22 protein-coding genes are annotated in these 21,190 nt (G+C 41.5%); 5 read left to right on the top strand and 17 right to left on the bottom strand.

Features of this window, described 5'->3' with window-relative positions; translation table 11 throughout:
• Window positions 1-9 precede the first annotated feature (9 nt).
• The 16 genes from AB4558_RS01950 to AB4558_RS01875 form a co-directional block, all read right to left on the bottom strand.
• Entirely contained in the window at window positions 10-939 is a 930-nt protein-coding gene (locus tag AB4558_RS01950; RefSeq protein WP_372122405.1) for a glycosyltransferase family 2 protein, read from the bottom strand.
• The gene (locus AB4558_RS01945) at window positions 932-2,713 is read right to left on the bottom strand and encodes a hypothetical protein (RefSeq protein WP_372122403.1); all 1,782 of its coding nucleotides are present in this window, start codon (window positions 2,711-2,713) and stop codon (window positions 932-934) included. Before AB4558_RS01945 ends, AB4558_RS01950 begins: the two co-directional genes overlap by 8 nt.
• Before the next feature lie 21 nt (window positions 2,714-2,734).
• Window positions 2,735-3,736: a lipopolysaccharide assembly protein LapB gene (locus tag AB4558_RS01940; RefSeq protein WP_017066696.1), complete on the bottom strand. Its 1,002-nt coding sequence runs from the start codon at window positions 3,734-3,736 to the stop codon at window positions 2,735-2,737.
• The gene (locus AB4558_RS01935) at window positions 3,733-4,704 is read right to left on the bottom strand and encodes a type II secretion system F family protein (RefSeq protein ID WP_017084215.1); all 972 of its coding nucleotides are present in this window, start codon (window positions 4,702-4,704) and stop codon (window positions 3,733-3,735) included. The genes AB4558_RS01940 and AB4558_RS01935 overlap by 4 nt, the downstream gene beginning before the upstream one ends.
• 3 nt (window positions 4,705-4,707) lie before the next feature.
• On the bottom strand, window positions 4,708-5,673 hold the full coding sequence (locus tag AB4558_RS01930; protein ID WP_017066694.1) for a type II secretion system F family protein: 966 nt from the start codon (window positions 5,671-5,673) through the stop codon (window positions 4,708-4,710).
• Window positions 5,674-5,682: 9 nt separating this feature from the next.
• Window positions 5,683-7,131 (bottom strand): CpaF family protein, encoded by a 1,449-nt coding sequence (locus AB4558_RS01925; protein WP_017066693.1) that lies wholly within the window; start codon window positions 7,129-7,131, stop codon window positions 5,683-5,685.
• 33 nt (window positions 7,132-7,164) lie between these two features.
• Window positions 7,165-8,385 (bottom strand): AAA family ATPase, encoded by a 1,221-nt coding sequence (locus AB4558_RS01920; protein ID WP_017066692.1) that lies wholly within the window; start codon window positions 8,383-8,385, stop codon window positions 7,165-7,167.
• Between the two features lie 26 nt (window positions 8,386-8,411).
• Window positions 8,412-8,909 (bottom strand): TadE/TadG family type IV pilus assembly protein, encoded by a 498-nt coding sequence (locus tag AB4558_RS01915; RefSeq protein ID WP_372157852.1) that lies wholly within the window; start codon window positions 8,907-8,909, stop codon window positions 8,412-8,414.
• Window positions 8,909-9,337 carry a TadE/TadG family type IV pilus assembly protein gene (locus AB4558_RS01910; RefSeq protein ID WP_372157849.1) on the bottom strand — a complete coding sequence of 143 codons (429 nt, stop codon included), beginning with the start codon at window positions 9,335-9,337 and terminating at the stop codon, window positions 8,909-8,911. Before AB4558_RS01910 ends, AB4558_RS01915 begins: the two co-directional genes overlap by 1 nt.
• 2 nt (window positions 9,338-9,339) lie before the next feature.
• Window positions 9,340-10,608: a Tad domain-containing protein gene (locus tag AB4558_RS01905; protein ID WP_171732474.1), complete on the bottom strand. Its 1,269-nt coding sequence runs from the start codon at window positions 10,606-10,608 to the stop codon at window positions 9,340-9,342.
• A 16-nt stretch (window positions 10,609-10,624) separates the two neighbouring features.
• Entirely contained in the window at window positions 10,625-10,897 is a 273-nt protein-coding gene (locus AB4558_RS01900) for a hypothetical protein (RefSeq protein ID WP_061032538.1), read from the bottom strand.
• Window positions 10,887-12,341 carry a type II and III secretion system protein family protein gene (locus AB4558_RS01895; protein ID WP_372157844.1) on the bottom strand — a complete coding sequence of 485 codons (1,455 nt, stop codon included), beginning with the start codon at window positions 12,339-12,341 and terminating at the stop codon, window positions 10,887-10,889. The genes AB4558_RS01900 and AB4558_RS01895 overlap by 11 nt, the downstream gene beginning before the upstream one ends.
• Window positions 12,342-12,349: 8 nt before the next feature.
• Window positions 12,350-13,099 carry a Flp pilus assembly protein CpaB gene (cpaB, locus tag AB4558_RS01890; protein ID WP_372157841.1) on the bottom strand — a complete coding sequence of 250 codons (750 nt, stop codon included), beginning with the start codon at window positions 13,097-13,099 and terminating at the stop codon, window positions 12,350-12,352.
• A complete protein-coding gene (locus AB4558_RS01885) occupies window positions 13,092-14,441 on the bottom strand; it encodes an AAA family ATPase (RefSeq protein WP_372157838.1) in 1,350 nt (449 codons plus the stop codon). Before AB4558_RS01885 ends, cpaB begins: the two co-directional genes overlap by 8 nt.
• A gap of 38 nt (window positions 14,442-14,479) precedes the next feature.
• Window positions 14,480-15,010: a prepilin peptidase gene (locus tag AB4558_RS01880; protein WP_372157835.1), complete on the bottom strand. Its 531-nt coding sequence runs from the start codon at window positions 15,008-15,010 to the stop codon at window positions 14,480-14,482.
• A gap of 195 nt (window positions 15,011-15,205) precedes the next feature.
• Window positions 15,206-15,388, bottom strand: a complete 183-nt coding sequence (locus AB4558_RS01875) for a fimbrial protein (protein WP_017067895.1) — start codon at window positions 15,386-15,388, stop codon at window positions 15,206-15,208.
• A gap of 193 nt (window positions 15,389-15,581) precedes the next feature.
• On the opposite strand from AB4558_RS01875, the gene AB4558_RS01870 reads away from it, so the two are divergent.
• The 3 genes from AB4558_RS01870 to AB4558_RS01860 all read left to right on the top strand — a co-directional run bounded on the left by AB4558_RS01870 (window position 15,582) and on the right by AB4558_RS01860 (window position 19,341).
• Window positions 15,582-16,325 (top strand): helix-turn-helix domain-containing protein, encoded by a 744-nt coding sequence (locus AB4558_RS01870; RefSeq protein WP_372122396.1) that lies wholly within the window; start codon window positions 15,582-15,584, stop codon window positions 16,323-16,325.
• 83 nt (window positions 16,326-16,408) lie between these two features.
• Window positions 16,409-18,097 (top strand): AMP-binding protein, encoded by a 1,689-nt coding sequence (locus tag AB4558_RS01865; RefSeq protein ID WP_372157830.1) that lies wholly within the window; start codon window positions 16,409-16,411, stop codon window positions 18,095-18,097.
• Between the two features lie 338 nt (window positions 18,098-18,435).
• Window positions 18,436-19,341: a LysR substrate-binding domain-containing protein gene (locus tag AB4558_RS01860; protein WP_372157828.1), complete on the top strand. Its 906-nt coding sequence runs from the start codon at window positions 18,436-18,438 to the stop codon at window positions 19,339-19,341.
• 129 nt (window positions 19,342-19,470) lie between these two features.
• On the opposite strand, the gene AB4558_RS01855 is transcribed toward AB4558_RS01860, so the two are convergent.
• On the bottom strand, window positions 19,471-19,677 hold the full coding sequence (locus AB4558_RS01855; protein WP_372157826.1) for a DUF1127 domain-containing protein: 207 nt from the start codon (window positions 19,675-19,677) through the stop codon (window positions 19,471-19,473).
• A gap of 103 nt (window positions 19,678-19,780) precedes the next feature.
• On the opposite strand from AB4558_RS01855, the gene AB4558_RS01850 reads away from it, so the two are divergent.
• Window positions 19,781-20,731 carry a LysR substrate-binding domain-containing protein gene (locus AB4558_RS01850; RefSeq protein WP_017060830.1) on the top strand — a complete coding sequence of 317 codons (951 nt, stop codon included), beginning with the start codon at window positions 19,781-19,783 and terminating at the stop codon, window positions 20,729-20,731.
• Window positions 20,732-20,776: 45 nt separating this feature from the next.
• Complete coding sequence (locus AB4558_RS01845; RefSeq protein ID WP_012604684.1) at window positions 20,777-20,989, top strand: VF530 family DNA-binding protein; 213 nt, start codon at window positions 20,777-20,779, stop codon at window positions 20,987-20,989.
• The last annotated feature ends 201 nt before the right edge of the window (window positions 20,990-21,190 follow it).

Below are 21,190 nucleotides of genomic sequence, written 5' to 3'. Positions count from 1 at the left end.
TCCTGAATCCTATTGAGATGGCTTGTGATCGTGACTTCTTAATATTGAAAGGATCCTCATCTCTCGTCTGCCGCGCGACACGTTGTCGAGTATCAAGCCGCAAAAGAAAGACATCACCGCGATAAGTGCAATTGAACTAGACAGAATAGCTGTTGGGACTCTTTCAACGAGCCCGGTATCAATAAAATCGATAATAACGGGAACCCCTAATCCCAATGAGATAAAGCAAAGCAACACCGACAAAGCACCGAAAAAAAACATCGGCTTTACGTCTCGTAGCAGGAACAAAATAAAGTTGAGGATTTTGATCCCATCACTCAATGTATTCAGCTTACTCGCCGTGCCTTCAGGCCTTGAGTGGTAATGAGTGGGTACTTCTTTGATCGACATATTATGGTGCAATGCATGCACGGTTAGTTCCGTCTCAATTTGAAAGCCATCACTGAAAATAGGAACCGTTTTTACAAACCGGCGACTCATCACTCGATAGCCAGAGAAAACATCATTCAATTGAGCATTGAACCCTTTATTTATCAGGGTCGAAAACATCTTATTACCCAAAATATGTCCTGCAGGATAAGCCTCGGAAGAGCGCTCTCGACTGCCAATGATCATATCGAGCTGTTCAGTAACCAGTTGTTCAATCAGTGTAGGGCTAATGGAGGCGTCGTAGGTATCATCACCATCAGCCATAATATAAATATCAGCATCAATATCTGAGAACATCCGTCGCACAACTTCACCTTTGCCCTGACGATACTCATGGCGAACAACAGCACCAGCTTGCAGCGCCTCTTCGACCGTGCCATCAGTAGAGTTATTGTCGTACACATAAACCGTCGCACTTGGTAGTGCACGTTGAAAGTCAGCCACCGTTTTTCCAACCGCTCCGGCTTCGTTATAACATGGGAGTAATATTGCTAATTTCTGTTTATTCATACTCACTCCTTACTTTAAAAACTCGGTAACCATCCGCAATTCCATCGTAGGTAACTTCTAGCCAAGCAGGAATATTATCCCCATGAAGCCTTCTAACTAAAGAATCATCGCCTCCAGAGTTCTTGAGGAGAGATAAGTGAGGGTCATTACCGATCAATATATAGTCAACCTTTTTATCTACTATTTTTTTTCTTGCCAGAAACATGTTCTCTTCTAACATCACTTCGATTAAAAATTGGTTGCCAACAATATTTCTATGATAAGGCGCTGCAATTATACTGTTGTTCGTTTTAGCTAATACAGGTGCGCCAGTTTCGATTCCAGAAAGGATAGTATGTGAATTGATACCGTTATCTTTTAATACATTAAAGATACTTGGTGACTTGTATTCATCATCAAAGGTAGTGGTAATTTCACCTGTTGGTGACAATGAAATAATAAAAAATGCTACAGATAATGGAGATCCAGAAAAGATAATGCTGACTTTTAACATTGTGAACCTGACATATTCAGATAGTTTAATAATAAAATAGGCTTGGAAAGGTGCAGCTAAAACAAAGCACAATCTTATTACTCTAACCTGCCAAAATATCGCAAGGGCTAGATTAAACATGAATATTAGATATAATATTGTACAGTGGTGATTTTTAATTCTGAAAACTGGGTATAGAATAGCGGGGACCAATAGTAATGTATAATTATCTACAGAAAAGAAACCCTTAATTGCTATGTAATCAACTACAGATTTGGCCTCGGTGACCTGATCTAGCCAATACAGCTTAAGTATCGGTGGATAATCTATCAAGAATGCACTGGTGAGTGATGGGTAGAGAACGGCTACAGGGACTAAACATAACAAACTAAGGGAAAGTAATAATATTAACTTTTGAGTCGAGCTCTGTTCTTGATTCGCCAATCGATTATATAAGTTAACAAAGGTCCATCCGCTAAAGAATAGAATAACAAGAATAAATGAGATCTCGTCATACTTGAAAACAAAGAACTCATCGTACGGTCTATTCAATAGGACAGTAAAAGTACCAAAAACTGCACAGGTCAAATATAACCTAGATACATAGCTAAACCACTCACGACGAAAAAAACAGAAATACACCGTATAAGAAACAAGGAATGCCATAAATAACAATATATTATCCATCCCCGTCCACAGAGATAGAGACATAAAAACGGCCTGAGCATACACTCGCCATGATTGTTTTAGGTTGCTGAACGTAATTGGTGTTACTGATAAGAAAAGTGTTGCTAAAACAAGTTGGATATTATGATGGTCAATAGAGCCAGGTAGGAAGTGTATGATAGCAGGAGAAAAAACTGCGAACATCATACTTACAAATCGATACTTCTCTCCAAAGTAATGTTCGCATAGATAAAAGCATGAGAGCGCATACAAGAATAAGTAGAGTAAAGGGACAATGGAAATTGAGATTGTATACGCAGTACTGTCATCAACCATAAATAGCAATGGGAAAGCCACTAAAGATAGTATTAGGTCAGGAAATCGAGACCAATGAATAATAATACCATCAGCGGCATTGAAGTTGGTCATCGGCTCTAGGTACCAATGGCCGTTCTTCATCCACTCTTGAAACTGAACAAAACGCATATAGTCGTCATTGTCATTCAAGTTGAGTATTGAAACGCTTTCCCACTTATAAATAAATATCACTGTGGCACAAACTAGCCAAAGACCAGAAATTACAATGATATCTTTATTAAAGCTTTCGCTTTTAGGCAATATGAATATCCTTTTCATTGAGCCAAAATCAAATCCCTATTACTCCATCTCTCTCACTTCCGCTAGTGCTCTGTTTAAGTTTTCATTAGCCACTTTATAGTAAGATGATTTTTTATTGATAGCTTGTTGTAAATAAGGAACTGCCTGATCGGGCTTTCCTTGTAATATCAAGAAGTAGCCGACATTATTTAACGCCTCCGGAGCGTCCATATGCCTCATGAATACGTTGGTTGCTTTTTTAATATCCCCAGACGCTAAATAAATAAGTGCCAGATTATTCTGAGCTTTTTCATTATTCGGATCCAACTCTAAAGCTGAACGCGTGTATTGATAGGCTTCCTTGTAGTTACCGTACATGTAGTGGGAGTAGCCCATATTCAACAAAGCTTTGACTGAACTTTTATCTATCGTCAGTGACTTTTTAAAGTACTCTTGTGCGATCTGATGCTTTCCGTCAACATCTTCCAGTACGCCAATCCCCATATAAGCTAGCGCTGGAGACATACTATCGACCTTCAAACTGGCCACTTCACTTTGGTTCAATGCTTGGTAATTCTGGATAGTTTCACTGCTTTTTAAACGAATTTGGTCTGAATTAATCGCTTTAAAGAAATAACTCCGCCCTTCATCTGTACGACGTTGTTTGGTGTATAGCACACCTAACTGTTCCAGCACTTCAGTGTGGGCAGGGTTAAAATCTAGCGCTGCAAGGTAAGCTTTCTCGGCCAACGCATAGTTACCGCGAGACGAATGTATTTGGCCAATAGTGAACAGAGTTTTATCGTGAAACTCTTTTTCAGGGAAAGACAAAGAGCGTATGTATTCATACAACGCCAAGTCTATATTGTTGTCTCGCAGAGCAATGTCACCGCGCATGATTGCTTCTTTTTCATTTAGCGGTGGATCATCACTAGTCAAACTATCGATTGGTTTACCCGAATACAATTCGGCATCAAATTGGTTGGTTGGTTCATCAGAAGATGCGCAACCAAGTAGCAAAAATGGCAATAATAGAAGAAGAAACTTATTGTATAAAATCATAAACTTGCTCCCGGCGCACTCAATGCGTCCATTACAATCAAGAGTCCAGGGCCAAGTGCGACAATGAAAAAACAAGGCCAAATAAATATCAACATGGGGAATAACATTTTAGTCGGTATTTTCGCCGCGATTTCTTCAGCGGCTTGCTGACGCTTATCTCTAAAATCTTCAGTATAGTCACGGAGCGTTTGCGCTAAGCTTCCGCCCATTCTCGATGCATGAGAAAGCAAAGAAACCAAACCTTCCAATTCGACTAAACCGGTTCGTTCGATAAGCTGCCTAAGTGCGTCAGGCATAGTGACACCCGCTTGAATTTTAGCAAATACCGTCTCTAGTTCATCCGCGAGTTCAGGCTGAGAGACATAGAGCTCTGATGCAACACGACCAAGAGCCGCATTAAAACCAAGCCCTGATTCAGTACATACAACAAGAAGATCTAATGCATCAGGAACACCGTTTCTGATTTTTTTCTGACGCTCTTTTTGTAGCTTAGATAGAATAATATTAGGTGTGAATGTACCAAGAAAAACACAGATCATGATGAGTAAATTATTGTACTCTCCGCCCAACGCTATGTAATAAACCATAAAAGCAGCGACGATACCTATCAAGCTAGATAGAACCTTCAACGCATAGAAAACCGATAATGAACTCTTTTCATGAAACCCGGCATGCATCAACTTTTCCGAGTAGGTTTCATTATCTTTTTTATTACCTTTACTTAAAAAAGGGCTTAATGATTCGAGCGTATTAGAGAAGTTATAAGGTTTCCTGCCAGTCGGAGATCCGTCTTCTGATATTTGTCTCAGTTTCTTATCCAAAGGAGAGCGAGCTCCTAAAAAAAGAAATCCAAGCGTTAGTGTTAACAAGACTGTTGTAAGCAAAATCATCGAATAGATAACCATCTGAGAGCTGACCCCAAAGTCTGCTAACATCTGCTTCCAAACTTCAATATTTAATAATTCCATAGGTTAAATCTCTATGCTGATGATCTTTTTAATCCACAAGGCTCCGATAGCCAAAAGAACTATACCGACACTCACCATAGAGAGACCACGTGGATCTGTGTAAAGTGGCTCGATGTATTCGGGACCAGCTACCCGCATAGCAAAAAACAAACCAAAGGGTGATAACGTTAAGATCCATGCTGACAACCGACTCTCAGCCGAGAGCGTTTTGACTTTCCTTTCCAGTTTAAAACGCGCTCTAAGTACTTCAGATACCTTTTGCAAATTCTCGGATAAGTTTCCCCCAGTCTCTTTCTGCAACATTACGGCGCTAGAAAAAGCTAGCATTGAAACGGTTGGGACTCGCTCTGCCATTTGTAAAATTGCCAAACGTAAGTCATAACCATAGTTGAGCAGGTTATAAGTGTTCTTAAACTCGGCACCTATAGGATCAGGAAGCTCTTCGCCAACCTCGTTAAATGATTGAACCAACGGTTGCCCGGCTTGCAATGCTCGTCGGATAACATCTAAAGCCTCGGGAAGCTGTTCCTCAAATCGAGCCATTCGGTAGGTCACTCGATTTTGCACAAATAGATAGGCGACAACCCAAACAAAAATGAATGCCGCGACACTAATGAACCATACTTGGTTGGTCATTATCGCTATCAATGTAAGCGACACACCACAAAGAGAAACTATGAGTAAAAAGCGGCTCAATGCTAATTTAAAGCCAGCTAGTTCCAACATTTTCTTTAAGCCAGCAAAATATGGAATGACGATTAACTTGCGGTCTACTGGAGATAAATCTTTGTTATAGTGTTCTTTTAGTAATGACAAACTCTCTGCATCGATATTACGTTGCGTCTCTTTCAAACGTCGAGACAACTCTTTGTGCTTCGCTTTTTTCCCTGCAGCAGGGAGCAACAAAGCTTGCGAAATAAAAAGCACCGCAATGAATAATAGACCTAATGAAACGCTTACATTGTCCATAATATATCCTTAGACTTTGGTCTCACTAAAGAGCTCGAAAGGCAGGTCGAGTCCACGTTTGACTAACTGGTCATGGTATTGAGGCACAACCCCCGTTGCTGTGAAATAACCGATAATATTGCCGTCTTCATCAATACCTTTACGCTGAAAACGGAATATTTCCGACATCGTAATCACCTCACCTTCCATGCCGTTGATCTCTTGGATACTCACCATACGACGCTTACCATCTTCTTGGCGTTCCATTTGAACAACAAGGTGGATAGCCGAAGCAATTTGAGCTCGTAAGTTTTTGGTTGATATGTTCCACCCTGCCATCGAGAACATATTCTCGACCCGACTCAAGGCATCACGGGGGGTATTCGCGTGAATGGTAGCCAGTGAACCATCATGACCGGTATTCATCGCTGCTAGCATGTCAACGGCTTCGCTACCACGCACCTCCCCAACCACGATTCGATCTGGTCGCATACGCAAGGTATTTTTAACCAATTCGCGCTGGCTGATTTCTCCCTTCCCTTCTAGGTTAGCAGGGCGGGTTTCGAGACGAATAACATGTGGTTGTTGCAGTTGTAATTCGGCCGAGTCTTCTATGGTAATAATTCTCTGGTCTCGCGGAATGAAACCAGAAAAGATATTCAGTGTGGTTGTTTTCCCTGACCCCGTCCCTCCTGAAATCAATATATTGAGCTCACCTTTCACAGCAGCCTCCACAAACTTAGCCATTTGAGGCGAGACTGAGTCGTAACCAATTAAGTTATCCATGGTCAAACGATCGACAGCAAAACGACGGATCGAAACGGAAGGGCCATCGAGTGCGAGAGGCGGGATAATCGCATTAACACGAGAACCATCAACTAAGCGGGCATCTACCATAGGTGATGCTTCATCAATCCGGCGACCAACCTGACTGACAATACGATCAATAATGTTTCTTAAGTGACGATCATCTAAAAACGTATACGGTGTTTTTTCTAATTTACCTCGGCGCTCAACGTAAACACTTTTAGGGCCGTTGACCAATATATCCGACACAGTTTGATCAGCTAATAAGGGCTCCAACGGCCCCAGACCAAAAACTTCATCTTCTATCTGTTTGATGACCCGCTTACGACCTTCTGCGCTGAGTGCATGACTACCATCATCAGCCATCAACTGAACGATAGCTTCATGCAAATCTAGCTTGGCGCGCTCTTTCTCCAAGCTAGAAAGTAACCCTAAGTCTAACGTTTCAAGCAACTGCTTGTGAAAGAAGTGTTTGATTGACAATTCTTGCTCCAGTACTTTGCGAGCCTCGTCAATCGCCTTCTCTTTTTCAACGCTCGCTTCTGTCCGAGAGTGACTGGACATCTCAACACTTGATAAACGTTCAACAGGATTGGCATCTTCTGAATCATGCGAAATCTGTTCTACTTTTTTTTCAAACTCTGGATTTACATTTTTTCGTTTAAAGAACATCACAATCCCTCGTGTTTACTTTTCGTCAACCCATTATGAAAACAACTTTTTCAGCCACCCTTTCTCTTCCTGCTCCGGTGGTGAAAGAACATGAGATAAGTCGATGATAGAGCGAGTAATAGAGCTTTTTTTTCTCGACTGAACTAACGGCTGCCCCAAATTGGCACTCTCTAGCGCGACTTTAAAATCATTTGGCATAAGGTGTATGTCGTGGTTGCCCACTGCTTGCTCAATGTCTTTCAACTTAATTGAATGTCGCTTTTCATAACGGTTGAGAATGACCTCTATTGAGTCACTTTGTAAGCCGTACTCAAATTTCAGAGATTTAATTAGTCTGCTTGTGTTTTTTACTGACACTAAGCTCTGTTGCAAAACCAAAAGTACTTTAGTCGCTGGTGATATTGCTGATGCAAATACGTGATCTAAGCCTCTAGATAGGTCAATGATCACATAAGGGTAGAAACGACGCAGAATTGGAAGTAATCTGCCAATTTTCTGAGCCTGCTCGAAATCATCAGCGTTATTTTCATGTTTAAAGCTTAGAACATGGAGACCTGATTCGTGTTTATTTACCAAAGAGCCCAAAGACATTTCATCCAAATCATTCGAACTGTTGATCGCATCAGAAACGCTATAAGTCGGTACTATGTTCAAATAGTCTGGAATCACGCCAAACTGAAGATCGATATCGAGTAAAAGAACTTCATTCGGATGTTGAGTGGCCATCTCAATGGCAGTATTTAACGCCAAGGTGGTTGCCCCCATCCCTCCTTTGGTATTCAAAAACAAGATAAACTCTCCGTAACTGGAGTTCTCAAGCTTTTCGGAAGCGGTTTTCTTCAATAATGGAAGTAAGTCCGATAGAGTCACATTATGAGACAGAAAATCTGAAGCCCCCAAGCGAAGTGCGATTTTTAATGATCCATTATCACTTTCATCACCGAGCACAACTAAAGACAAATCCTTGTCTTCTAAAGACAAATCATACCCTTGTAACTCAACCATTTTTTGAGCCCAATTCCCATTAGCTTCAACAAAAATAAGCTCTGGGACATCTGCACTTTTTAGGTATTCTTCACTCATTGCCGCAAGAGAAAACGAGGTCACATGAACATTTCGGCATTTTTTTAGTTCTTGACTCATATGCGAATGAAAGCCGTCAGTACTGTAGACTAACCAGACCTTTAGATTCGTTCTTAAACGCGTCATATCTTTATCGTTTTCATTCGGCGTTATTTTGATCGCTTCCCCCATACATTTATCTCCTTTTAAATAACCTCTTATGGGCATCTATTCCATATGTTAGTGCTAGTTTCAGTTTCAGGCCTCACCACTCCCAAACTTTCTGCTGGCAGTATTGTTTCAAACGCAGGGGCGGCTAAAAACCCACTATTTCCTAAAAAGCTTAGGTTACTGATTAGCTGAATGCCATAACCCGTAGCCCTAGCACGCACAAATTTAATATCACCAAAGTTCGCTTCAAAATCAGAAGCAATCTCTACCCCGCTCGCGTCTAAGTAAGCCACTTCTAAGTTCGCATTAGTAAACCCAACAAGAGGAATATCATCCACCACCATTCCCGCAATATTATCTCTATCTAAGACGTAACAGACCGTCGCTAACCTAGCAGCCTTCCTAGTCGCTTCACTGACCATTTGCAGCGAAAATATATAGACACCCAACGCTAAAATGAGAAACAGCAGTAGAAAAATTAATGATGAGACCAAAGTGAACTCAATAATGGCAAGCCCTTTGGTTTGTCTTTTAAGCCTTATCATCACAGCACCCTCATCACGGAAGTCACACTTAATGGAAGAGCAAAACTCTCGTTCGAAAAAGGAATAGACAAGAAGAGTGGAACATAATCATACGTCACACTGACTCGTACATAACTGTCTCCTGAAGGGGGGGTTACAGTCACATCCGATGTCGTCAGTGAAGATAATACAGCTGTTCCTACGCTGTTCTGACCATAGACCACGACATTCTGAATTTCAGACGTCGGTGCGATGGTTCCACCAATGGTTCCATACACTTCACTAACCGCATAACGAGCGCCATTTTGCACTGACTTCGATATCACATTGTAGTGAACAAGAATATTGCCAAGCTCTAGAACTAAGACTAGAAAAAACAGTAACACGGGAGTCGCAATGACCATCTCTACGGCAGAAAATCCCTGTTGAAATTGATTAGATTGCTTCATGATCAAGACTCCCCACTATCAGGGTCCTTATACAAAACAATCCTATAAGTCCCTTCTGTTGTAGAGGTCGTACTACCCGCCCCACCTGTCACACTGCAGGAGTGAATAAATTCACCAAATACGGCTGGAGTACCTGAATTATTTGTCGGCGCTTTTTGTAGCAAGAAGAAACAACCAATTTTGTTCACCGTAAATTCAGTCGCACCGCCACTTTTACCTGAACAATCCACCATAGGTATAGGTAATATACGACGCCAAGCAACACCATTAGCCGCACACCCAGAACCATTATTAGCTATGCATGTGTTAGTCGCTGATTCATATTGAGCATAGGTATAACTGCCGTCAAAATCGATATCTCCCGTACTAGCATCGATCGTAATCTCATTAGTAGGCTCAGTCGTTACATAATCAGTGGGGTAATCTGATGCCGATAATCCTCCACCATAATCACCAAATCGAGTATTTAAGCCATCACCGGTAGGACCAACCGTTCCTCCTGGTTTGGTGGTTATATCGTCACCTATTGCAACAGGATAACTATAGTCCCCCCCTAAACCTTCTTTCACCGTTTTACCACCAGATCCAAAATCAAGAAGGTGGTAATTACCGTTCCCCATTTCAGATAAGCTACTGTCGCCGACCTTTAACGCATGAACGGTGCCAACTTCATAACCAAAAACACTGGTTATTTCCTCACCAGTAACATCATGGTACCCATCTTCTGGTGAGACATCATTATCCGACGTGCCATCACCAATACACACACCAATTGGCACAACATTATTAACAACGACCTGACCAGAACTAGGGCCAGCAACCGCACTCGCCGAAACGGTTTTTTCTAGTCCAAACATTTGAATGAAAAACTCATCCATATCCAAGGAATCGACACGAACACGCACATAGACATCATCATCTGCACCGAACGTTGCTGTTCCTGTAAAATCCTTAGGATCATTTGAATAATCAATGTTTACAGAAGCCGTACTAAAATCAAATTCATGATTACCTGTGGCGGCTGCCATAGCATTTAATGCGGTGCCAACCTCTGCATCTACGGCATCTTTATCCTTACTATTGTCTAAAATAGTTGCGGCAGCTAGCGCAGCAGAATCGACTGCATTTTGTAACCGCGTTTTATTCACAACCATATGGTTTATATCGACAGCTAACGCTGAGACAGCTAAAAAAACCAACAAAGCGGCTGTAATCATGACTACGACTAAGCCTTGTTGCTTTTTGGGGCTTTGTGATACTCGATACAACATGTGAGTACCTCCAGATTTAGTTAAACTCTTCTAGGATCTGGCTACTACTGCTTCCGGACAGATCATTTTCACCTCTGCCAACATATCGGTCGTAACCAGCCTGCATCCGCTCCCCTGTACCGTCCGGTACTTCGAGTAGATTCTCTTGGGTCGCATTAGGGTTATATGTTTGTTCTGTTTTCACTAGTGCTACTGAATGTCCCAAACGGGCATCATTAGCACAGCCAACTAGCACCATCACGAGAAAGACCATCATTATTCTAATCATATCTATCTCCTTATAAATCATGACCAAATGAGCCTTCACTACCGCCGTCGGTTGGCGATACGGCCTGTGCTGATTGAGATTGCTCTGAAGTGGATTCAGACGGTTCAGCAATGTAAGCGCTTCGGCCTAACAAATAATATTCCAAGTCATTAGGGTCGACGAAAGCATCTGTTGGTAATGTCACTTTCGTGCGGTCGATTGGCTTGGCAAGCCTTGGAGTCACAAGAATAACCAGTTCGGTTTCGCCAGATACATACTCTTGGCTGTTGAAAAGCTGCCCTAAAATCGGCACATCACCAAAGCCTGGCATCTTGTTGCTGATATCTCTCACATTCTCACTCAGTAAACCTGCAATACCGATAGTCTGGCCATCTGCTAACTCAAGAGTTGAAGATGCACTACGACGCGTAATAGGTGGAATGAAGTAAGTCGCGTTGGTAGTACCAGGATCAATCGTTAGCGAGCTACTATTCGCAATTTCACTCACATCAACAGCCAAGTTCAGGTTGATTTTTTTATCACTAAGAACCGTTGGGATGAATTTCAGCCCTACACCATATTCTTTGTATTCAATGGTGATGCCGTCTTCATCAGGCACAGGGATTGGGAACTCACCGCCCGCTAAAAATTCAGCTTTTGAACCACTTAACGCGGTTAGATTCGGCTCAGCCAAAACTTTGGCTACACCATTCTGCTTTGCAACATCCAAAGCAAAGGTAAACAATGTATTGCTATCGATAAAAGAACCTAAAATCCCATAATCTGTTGAGGTGGGAATATCAAAAATCGGCGTTGCACCCAATACACCAGCAGGCACAGAAGACGCTCCCCATGAAAAATCAGAACCACTGGTTTGGAAGAAATGGAAGTTAGCATCGAATTTTCGAACTAAGCTTCTTTGCACTTCAGCGACAGTGACCTCTAGCATGACTTGCTGAGCACCACCAATCGACATTAAGTTGATGACCCCAGTCGCCGCAGCTTGCTCACTACCACTCTCTTTTGACTCATCTGCGGTTTGCCCGGAGGAGTAAGTTTCTGCAATTCTCATCGCGACATTCATCTGCTGTTGGTTGCTCACCTGACCGCTCAGCAACAAACGGTTTTGCGCACTATGTACTTCGATAGTTTCATCAGGAAGGAACTCATATAACTTCGCCTTTAAACTATTAAGATCATGAGTAACCTCAATATTGATAGACTCAATCAACTGTCCTCGAGCGTCCCAAGCCATTAGGTTGGTAGCACCTAATTTATTACCTATCAAAAATAACTCGTTAGATTTAAGCATCACAATATCAAGGACATCAGGGTCACCAAGTGACACCTTGCTAGCCTTACCCGATAAAACGACATGCGTTGATTTGTGATGAGGAACCGTGACGGTTTTCCCAGTTTGAAGAGCGGCAAAGCTCAATGTAGAAAAACAAACTAGGCTCAAAACACACGCTAATAATATTTTCATATCTCACCTCAATCCTTGACGCGCACACTAGATGTTTCTGTACCTTTGATAATGGTGACACTTGGTCTAGGCACATATCGACGAACCACTTTTTTCTCTACTTCATGTGGATTTCTCAAGGTCAGCTGAATACTACCTTTGCTTTTAGCCGTGAGAAGCTTCTCTGCCTCTTTTGGCGTCATCTCAAGTGTTACCGCACGGACGATAATCGGACTGTTTTCTTTCGTTTTAGCCGTTTGGTCGACGGCTAAAACCTTAATGTCTTTTAATACCGTTTGAGTCGCTGCAGAATTTTTTCCGTAAGAAACGGTATTGAGAATATCAACCTTATTACCCGGTAATAAGAAACCGGCCACACCAATAACATCATCAACTCGTATCGTTACCGCACGTTTATTTTCAGGGATAAGAGCAGCCAATGTTGACCCTTCTCCTGGTACAGTAAATCGTAACTTGTGAAGCACCTCTCCGGCATAGATAGTATTCGCAACAACCTTGCCAATCAGCTCCGCTTTATCTGAATAGTTATTTTCATTAATCCAATCAACTTCCATCAACTTGGTGGTTAAGAACTGATCCTCGATAATGGTTCCGGCTTCAATTTCTTGTGACGCCACAACAACGGGGTGGCGCTCGATCGTTTCAACTTCAACGGTTGGCTGAACTTGATCATCCATCCACTGCTTAGCAAAAAATACAGCCGCTAAGCCGAATACTACGGACAGTAAAAACAGTAGGAAAACTTGACTCTTATTCATTATTCTCTTCCTCGTGTCCATCAGAGGTAAAATAGACTTCCCATGCCATGGAAAGAATATCAAATGTGATAACAGGTGGGAGTTGCTCAAACGAAAGAATGTCTTTACTTATACCAACGAGATCTTTAGGTAAACAAGGGAAAAGTGGCACCTTGAGAAGCGTGTGCATTTGAGACAAACGCTCAAAAAAACCATCTTGAAGCTCCATCTCTTTTTCAGCGACGACGCTCATCCATAAAGCTTCATAATCTCGCTGATTCAGCGGCTTGAATTCAATTTTGTAACCTAAACGACGTAAAAATGCAGGATCGCTTATTTTCTTGGGATTTAAGTTGGTAGAAAAGGCAAGCGTTAGAACAAACGGCATCGTGATTTGCTGTCCGTTAGGTAGCGATAAATAATCAAAGGAATATTCCATCGGTACAATCCAACGATTAAGCAAAGCATCGACTGGCATTGGCTGACGACCAAGATCATCAATGATAAAAATCCCATTGTTTGCCATCATTTGAACCGGTGCTAACCAGACTCGACTGTTCTCAGAATGATTGACTTCAAGCATATCCATGGTGAGCTCTCCGCCCACCTGAATATTTGGCCTTTCACAATTAAGCCAACGCTTGTCGTATTGATCTTTGAGGGAGATACTTTGATCACTGCCGTTGTTATCCAACGGTTTATGATGTTGTGCGGAAAACACCTTAATGATGTTACCTAATGCATAAACAGCATAAGGAATGAAAACAGACGTATGCAGCGCATTGACAATACGTGAAGCTACAAATGTTTTACCCGTCCCCGCATGCCCATACAGTAATAAGGCACGCCCCGAATTAATTGCTGGCCCCAATACCGAAATCATTCTATCGACACCATATACATCATTCAGTGCTGCTTCGACATGTGGCCGAGTCACTAACTCTACTCTTAGATCTTGCTGCTTTACCACATCACTATATTGAGTAAGTGAAACAGGTGCGGGGCCTAAATAAGCATCACGTTTAAAGGCAAGATCAGCATCTTCAAGTCCTTTCTCAGAAAGGGAATAGCGGACGTGGCTATGAGATGTCGATGAGAGAGAAAGGTTAGAGGTTGGTTGAAAAACTTCAATCAATGACTTTGTTCTCAACACAGCCAACGCACTTTCAACAATATGTGTCACAACACACAAATAGTTAGAAAGCTCTAAAACATCCGACTTGGGATAGGCTGATAGGTGCTTCAGAACAAGGTTTTCAATAACGACTTCAGGAACACCCAACATATCAATAGATGTAGGTACGGCTGGAGCTGAAATTTGAGGCTTCAAAGTTGTTGGAGCAGTACGCCCTATAATATCCATATATTATTCCTCTCCATAAGAACTATCCAACAACATTTTTAAGTAAAATAACTATACATAGCCAATCCTATAGCAACAGAAGGTGCAAAAGGCATCGTTACTTTATTTGAATACCTAGCATGCAAACTCGCACTTTCATCTAATACTGGTGCGACTCCACCAAGCACAAATAACTTGTTTTCAAAATAGCCTTTGATACTAAGACTGTTCGAGTTGGAAAAGTTATATAGCAGGTAGAAAGTTCCAATCACTCCAGAAGAAAGTAAGATAAAGTACGACGCATCAAGTAATTGTCCCCACCCGAGATACATCCCTACAATACCTAATAGCTTCACATCTCCTGCAGACATAGCTCTTAAAAAATATAAGAGTAATCCAAAACAAAAAAACGCCACGAATCCAACGAAGGACATTAAAAAAAATTCAAAGGTATAATTACGGTTAAACATTGATAAAAAATACACAAAAAAAAACATAATCAATATTTTGTTTGGTATGCGATGTTTCTCAACATCGCATACCGAGACTGCAATTAATAACACCCAAAAAGCAGAAGGTTCATTAATCATATATTCAACTCATATACTAGATGTAACGCTCTGGAGTTTACTGATTAAAGCTGTTCCCATCCCAGAAAACACTAATACAATGAAAAGAACAAGCGAGGCTGCACCTATCACATACTCAATCGTTGTCAACCCTGCTTGCTGTGTCATGCTTGTACTATTCATACCTAAGCCATCCTTCACAGTTACGCGAAGCCACTAGGCACCATTACCAATATTTCCAATAATAGTATTCAGTTTGGTTGAAAGTTGTGTGCCTAAACCTGTAAATACGGTTGTTATAGCGAGAACCAACAATGCAGCACCGATTACATATTCGACAACTGTCAACCCTTCTTCATCTTTCATGAATTCTTTGCAATTATTCAAAAACTTACCCATGACAACCTCTCCTTGATTTTCATAACAGGCTTCGTTTACCTGTAAAGTAAATCTAGAGGTGAGTCACACATTCGGTTAGGATTTTTTTGCCATTTACTTGCACTTTTTTGTTGTACTTCTAATCTCTGTAATAACTCCCTTATTTCTAAATTTTCACATCTGGCCCTTTATATATGATACAGGTTTAGTATAAATGAAATTAATAACACCACTGCTATCAGATATAGATAGCGAGTTTAATTCAATTATTATAAATAAAATTAGTCGCTACTTCCCTGTGGAAAATTTTCAACAAGATATATCAGTTATCAGTAACTTAGATGTAAGAATTGTATTTTTCATTTTAAATAGAGAAAGTGAAATTCAATTACTTACCATGGCATTATCTATTTGTAAAAACCTAAACAAGCGGATAGTTTTAATTTCTCCATTTGAGATACCTAATATCATTCGAAATCATAAGAATATATTTTTCATTATAGAAACGAGTAACAATCATCTGACCAGTGCCTTCGAAGAATTAAAGAGTAAAACACAGCATATCTTTGATCCTCACTTCGATCTTGACCGAAAAACGAATAACAACAACCAACTGTCAGCAAAACTGTTCACGTCTGAAGTCGTAAACTTTGTAATGGATAATATTAACAAGGAGATAAGAGAAACGGAGATTGCAGAGAAATGTCACTGTTCCACCACCTACTTTTCTAAGAAGTTTCATCTACACTTTGGGGTAAGCTTTCGTGACTTCGTGTGTGATAAACGAATCTTATTAGCCAAGAAGCTAATCGAAGCCGATACCGAATCAAAAATAGCGGTTATCTCTTATCAATGTGGATACAAGGATGTGTCATATTTCTCAAGAATCTTCAAGAAAAGAACTGGCGTAACGCCTGCAAGTTACAGACGAGCCTGCACGGATAACATAAAACGCTAATTTTACTCCAAAAAAGAAAAAATCATGGTACATTTAACATGATTTTAACAAAAATAACTTAGCGAAAAACATGGAGTTAGACAATGATTCAGCCTAACGAGTTTAGCCAAGAACAAGCAACAGCTCTCCCTACACCTAATGATATGATTCTTAAATGGGCAGAAGAACGTCCAAATGAGGTCTATTTAAAACAGATTATTAACCGCCAATTTGTCGAATTTACTTATAAAGAAGTAGCCGACAAAGCACTGAAACTGGCATCAGCATTAGAAGGACTCGGCGCCCAACCTGGCGATCGAGTCGCTCTCGTATCGAAAAACTGTGCAGAATGGTTCATCTGCGATCTTGCCATGATGTTAGGAGATTTTGTCAGCGTCCCAATCTTTCCTACAGCGGGTGCAGATACCATTCAATACTGTATTGAACACAGTGAAAGTAAAATTGTGATTGCGGGTAAGCTTGACGATCCTAAAGCCACTCAAAAAGTACTTGATGACAATCCGAGCTTAGTGAGTATTTCACTGCCATACGACAGTGCAGCGAAGTGCCAACACACTTTCGAACAGCTCATTGATACACATGAACCATCAACCAAACGCCCACAGCATCACGACGATAAGCTTATGTCACTTGTTTATACATCGGGTACATCAGGGTTACCAAAAGGCGCAATGCTCACGTACGGTGCGTTTACTTGGTCTGTTCAAAGGTTGATTGACCATATTGGGATCCAACCTGGCGATCGCCTGTTTTCTTACCTACCGCTTGCTCATATTACAGAACGCGTTTACATCTTTGGTTCTTCAGTTATGGGGGGCGTGGTTACGGCTTTCCCTGAATCTTTAGACACCTTTATTGATGATGTGAAAATGCATCGCCCTACATTGTTTATCTCAGTTCCTCGCTTATGGACTCTATTCCAACAACGAATCCAAGATAAACTTCCACAGAAAAAACTGAACTTCTTACTTAAAATTCCGTTCGTGAATAACCTAATTAAGAAGAAACTGGCTGATGGTCTGGGGTTAGACCAAGCTCGCGTTCTTGGCTGTGGCTCAGCTCCAGTATCACCAGCTCTACTTGCATGGTATGAGAGTGTTGGCCTACACATTACCGAAGCTTGGGGAATGACTGAGTCTTTCGCCTACAGCACGATTAACCACCCGTTTAGAGCAGACAAAATTGGCACTGTAGGTAATGCTGGTCCGGGCATCGAACTCAAAATTGCAGAAGACGAAGAGATTTTAGTTCGAAGCAAAGGCATGTTCTCTGGTTATTACAAAAATGACATTGCAACTCAAGAATCTTTTAACTCAGAAGGTTGGCTTCATACGGGTGATATTGGTGATGTTGACAGCGAAGGCTATTTAACGATTCGTGGGCGTAAGAAAGATACCTTTAAAACCGCGAAAGGCAAGTTTGTCGCTCCTGTACCCATCGAAAATAAACTGTTTGAGTACAGTCGTGTAGAAATGATGTGTTTGATAGGCTTAGGCTTGCCTGGCCCTATCCTGCTCGTGGTACCGCATGACTTCCCTAATTTTGATCGGGCTCGTTACGAAAGAACAAGCAAACGCGTCATTGAAAAAATGAACGAACAGTTAGCTTCGCATGAGAAGATCAAAGGCGTACTGATGATTAAGGAACCATGGAGCATCGATAATGGTGTTCTTACTCCAACTCTCAAGATAAAGCGACATATCCTTGAGCAGAAATACCATGAAGTCGGTCATAACTGGCCGAAAGATAAATTGGTAGTTTGGGAAGAGTAATCAAAATCGAGAAGGAGCCAGTACGGCTCCTTTTTTGTAAGCTCAACTTATAGGTATTTAGTGTAATCAGCCGCATCATTGCTCCCATTGTCCAGACCGATGTCCTCCCTCATTCGGCTGCTAAGCGATTCCGAACTAACAACTTGTCTCGATTTAGCCGTCTTACTCATCTTGGTTTTATCATTAACTTTAAGCATCTGATTAACAAATCTGCCGACCCAACAGGTTATTGTTTTCATTTTATCTCTCTTGTATTCCTTGTTTATTTGTCGCTATTATGGAAATAACCTGTTCGATAAGCGAACAACCATTGTTAACAAGGACTATAAGCTGAGATTATGGATAATAGACTGCGCCACCTTTCTGGTCTCCGTTATTTTGAAGTTGCAGCACGCTTAAATAGCTACAGTAAAGCTGCTGAAGAACTGTGTGTTAGCCAAGCAGCCGTCAGCCAAAAGATCCGCCAGCTAGAAGAACAGCTTGGATGTAAGCTTTTTATTCGTAAGGGACGCGTAATGGCCTTAACACAAGAAGGACGTACCCTTTTTAAGCATGTCTCGGACGGGTTCGAAGAGGTAATCGTAGGATTAAATAAGATCCAATCAGAGCCCCTTCAAGGCGTTCTTGTTGTTAGCAGCCCTCCTTCATTTGCTTCCCGCTGGCTGCTGCCGAGGCTTTGGAAATTCTCAGTCAAACACCCTGAGATTCCAATCAAGATCCTTACAGGCTGCGACACACCAAACTTAAAGCATGGAGAAATTGACGTCGCTATTCGACAAGGTGAAGATCTATGTGTTGAGGAAGGCTTGAGTCTTGAGATGCTAATCAACGAACCCATCTATCCTTTTTGTTCACCTGAACTGGCCAACTCTTTAAAGTTCACGTCACCAGAACAATTACTCAAATGTTGGTTAATTCAATTTAATAGCGGATGCTTCCCTTGGGAAGAGTGGTTCAAACAAGCCAACATATCCACTCAAGGCAAAGCGATGCAGTGGATGAAAGTAGGTACCTTTGATATGGGGTTAACGACTGTCATGGCTGGACATGGGGTCTGCCTTGCTACGGATAGCTTGGCTGGTGATTTTATCGAACGCGGTCTACTCGTTAAGCCATTCAATATTGGGATGACGCCCGGTGTTCAGGTCAACCTATGCTTTGATCCTAGCTCTCCAAGAAAAGAGCGAGTGACAGCGTTTACTCATTGGTTACATGAAGAAGTAAACGAGGTATTGGAGAACTAGCTCTGCCTATCAGCTCCTGAAATAAACAGTTCCCCAATAACTAAATACAGAATAGCAATGTAACTCTTCCATACCGACAAAGCTATGTTGAGTAAAAACTGCATTGAGTAAAAGCTACGTTGCCTTGAATCACTCCCAAAATGACTTCTTCAGTTCTTTCTCGACTTGTTCCGACGTAATCCCGATATCTCTAAGTAAATAATCGGGTAGCTCAGACAGCTGCTTTCTAGTTCTACGATTTTGAAAGTACAGGCCTAATTTAGAATAGAATTTCTTAATTGATAATGATGAAAAAAATGAATGGTTGGTGTTTGCTGTTGCTGTGATCGTATTCATAGCCTTTCTCCTGTTGATCTTTTGTTTTGTTATGGTCAATAATTAATCAACAGAGCAACATCGACAAACGATAGATACTGGCATTCAGTTAAGGAAAACTAATGTGAGAGAACGAGCCCCACCATTCCAAGGGATCTACTATTTTTACACGGCGGCTGAAACTGGCAGTTTTAAGCTCGCTGCACAAAAGCTATTTGTCACGGCAGCTGCCGTCAGCCAACAAATTCGCCAACTTGAAGAGTCGTTAGGTGCAGACTTGTTTATTCGCCAACACCGGAAAATAGTATTAACCCATGAAGGCGAAGTACTGTACCTGCAAGCGAAGAAAGGCTTTGCCCATATTCAAGATGGGGTAAGACGCATCAACCAAGATCCTAATCCCACTCAGCTATCGATCTCTACCGTACCTTCCTTTGCTCAGCATTGGCTCGTACCGAGAATTGGCAACTTTCGCGATCGCCACCCTGATCTATCTATGTTAATTGAGCCGACCAATAAGCTAGTCACATTTGAAGATTCTAATGTCGATATCTGTGTTCGATATGGTCATGGAAATTACCCTAACATCGAATCACGCTGGTTGATGGACGAGGTCATTTACCCGGTTTGTCACCCTATCTATCAAGAGAAACACGGTATCTATGACATCGACGATCTGCATAAAGCGGAACTGATTGAAGACCGTTGGCCTGATATGGATTGGAATCTCTGGTTACAAGTCGCAGGAGTAAAAGCTGGCCGCACATCATTGCAATTTGATGGCTCTCATTTTGTGTTAGAAGGTGCACTATCCGTTCAAGGTGTCGCGCTTGTTAAGCACAGCTTGGTATACCGCTATTTACAAGAAAAGAAATTGGTGCGGATCGGAAACATAGCGCTGAAGCCTAAATACAATTATTTTTTGTGTGCGCCTCCAGGTTACTTTCATCGAGAAAAGATAAAACGCTTCGAAGAATGGATGCAGGCTCAAGTTAAATTGTTTGGTGACACTGGTAGAGAAGAGCTGTCGATTATCCACACCGATTACGAACTTAAATGGTCTGATAATTCATAAAGCGAAACTGGTATACTGAGCTCAAATAAATGGCGAGAACATCTCATGACACAAGACAATAATCCACTTCACGGTATCACTCTACAGAAGCTACTGACTGAATTGGTTGAACATTACGGTTGGGAAGAGTTGAGTTACATGGTGAACATCAACTGCTTTAAAAAAGACCCGAGCATTAAATCGAGCTTAAAATTTTTGCGTAAAACAGATTGGGCTCGTACCAAGGTAGAGCAGATTTACATCGACTTAAAGCGTTAATCTCTCCCTACTTTATCTGTCCCGTGTTGATTAAATACGGGACAACCCCTGTGTCTACTTTTTAGGGGCCATATCAATATCACATCTCGCATCTCGCATCTCTCGCATCTCTCGCATCTCTCGCATCTCTCGCATCTCTCGCATCTCTCGCATCTCTCGCATCTCGCAGTATGTTACAAGCAATAAAAAGGTTCATCGCGG

Source organism: Vibrio sp. 10N.222.51.C5 (assembly GCF_041474575.1).
GTDB classification, from domain to species: domain Bacteria; phylum Pseudomonadota; class Gammaproteobacteria; order Enterobacterales; family Vibrionaceae; genus Vibrio; species Vibrio crassostreae_C.
Note: the sequence above shows the minus strand (reverse complement) of the source record. Positions and strands in the feature narration are given on the sequence as shown.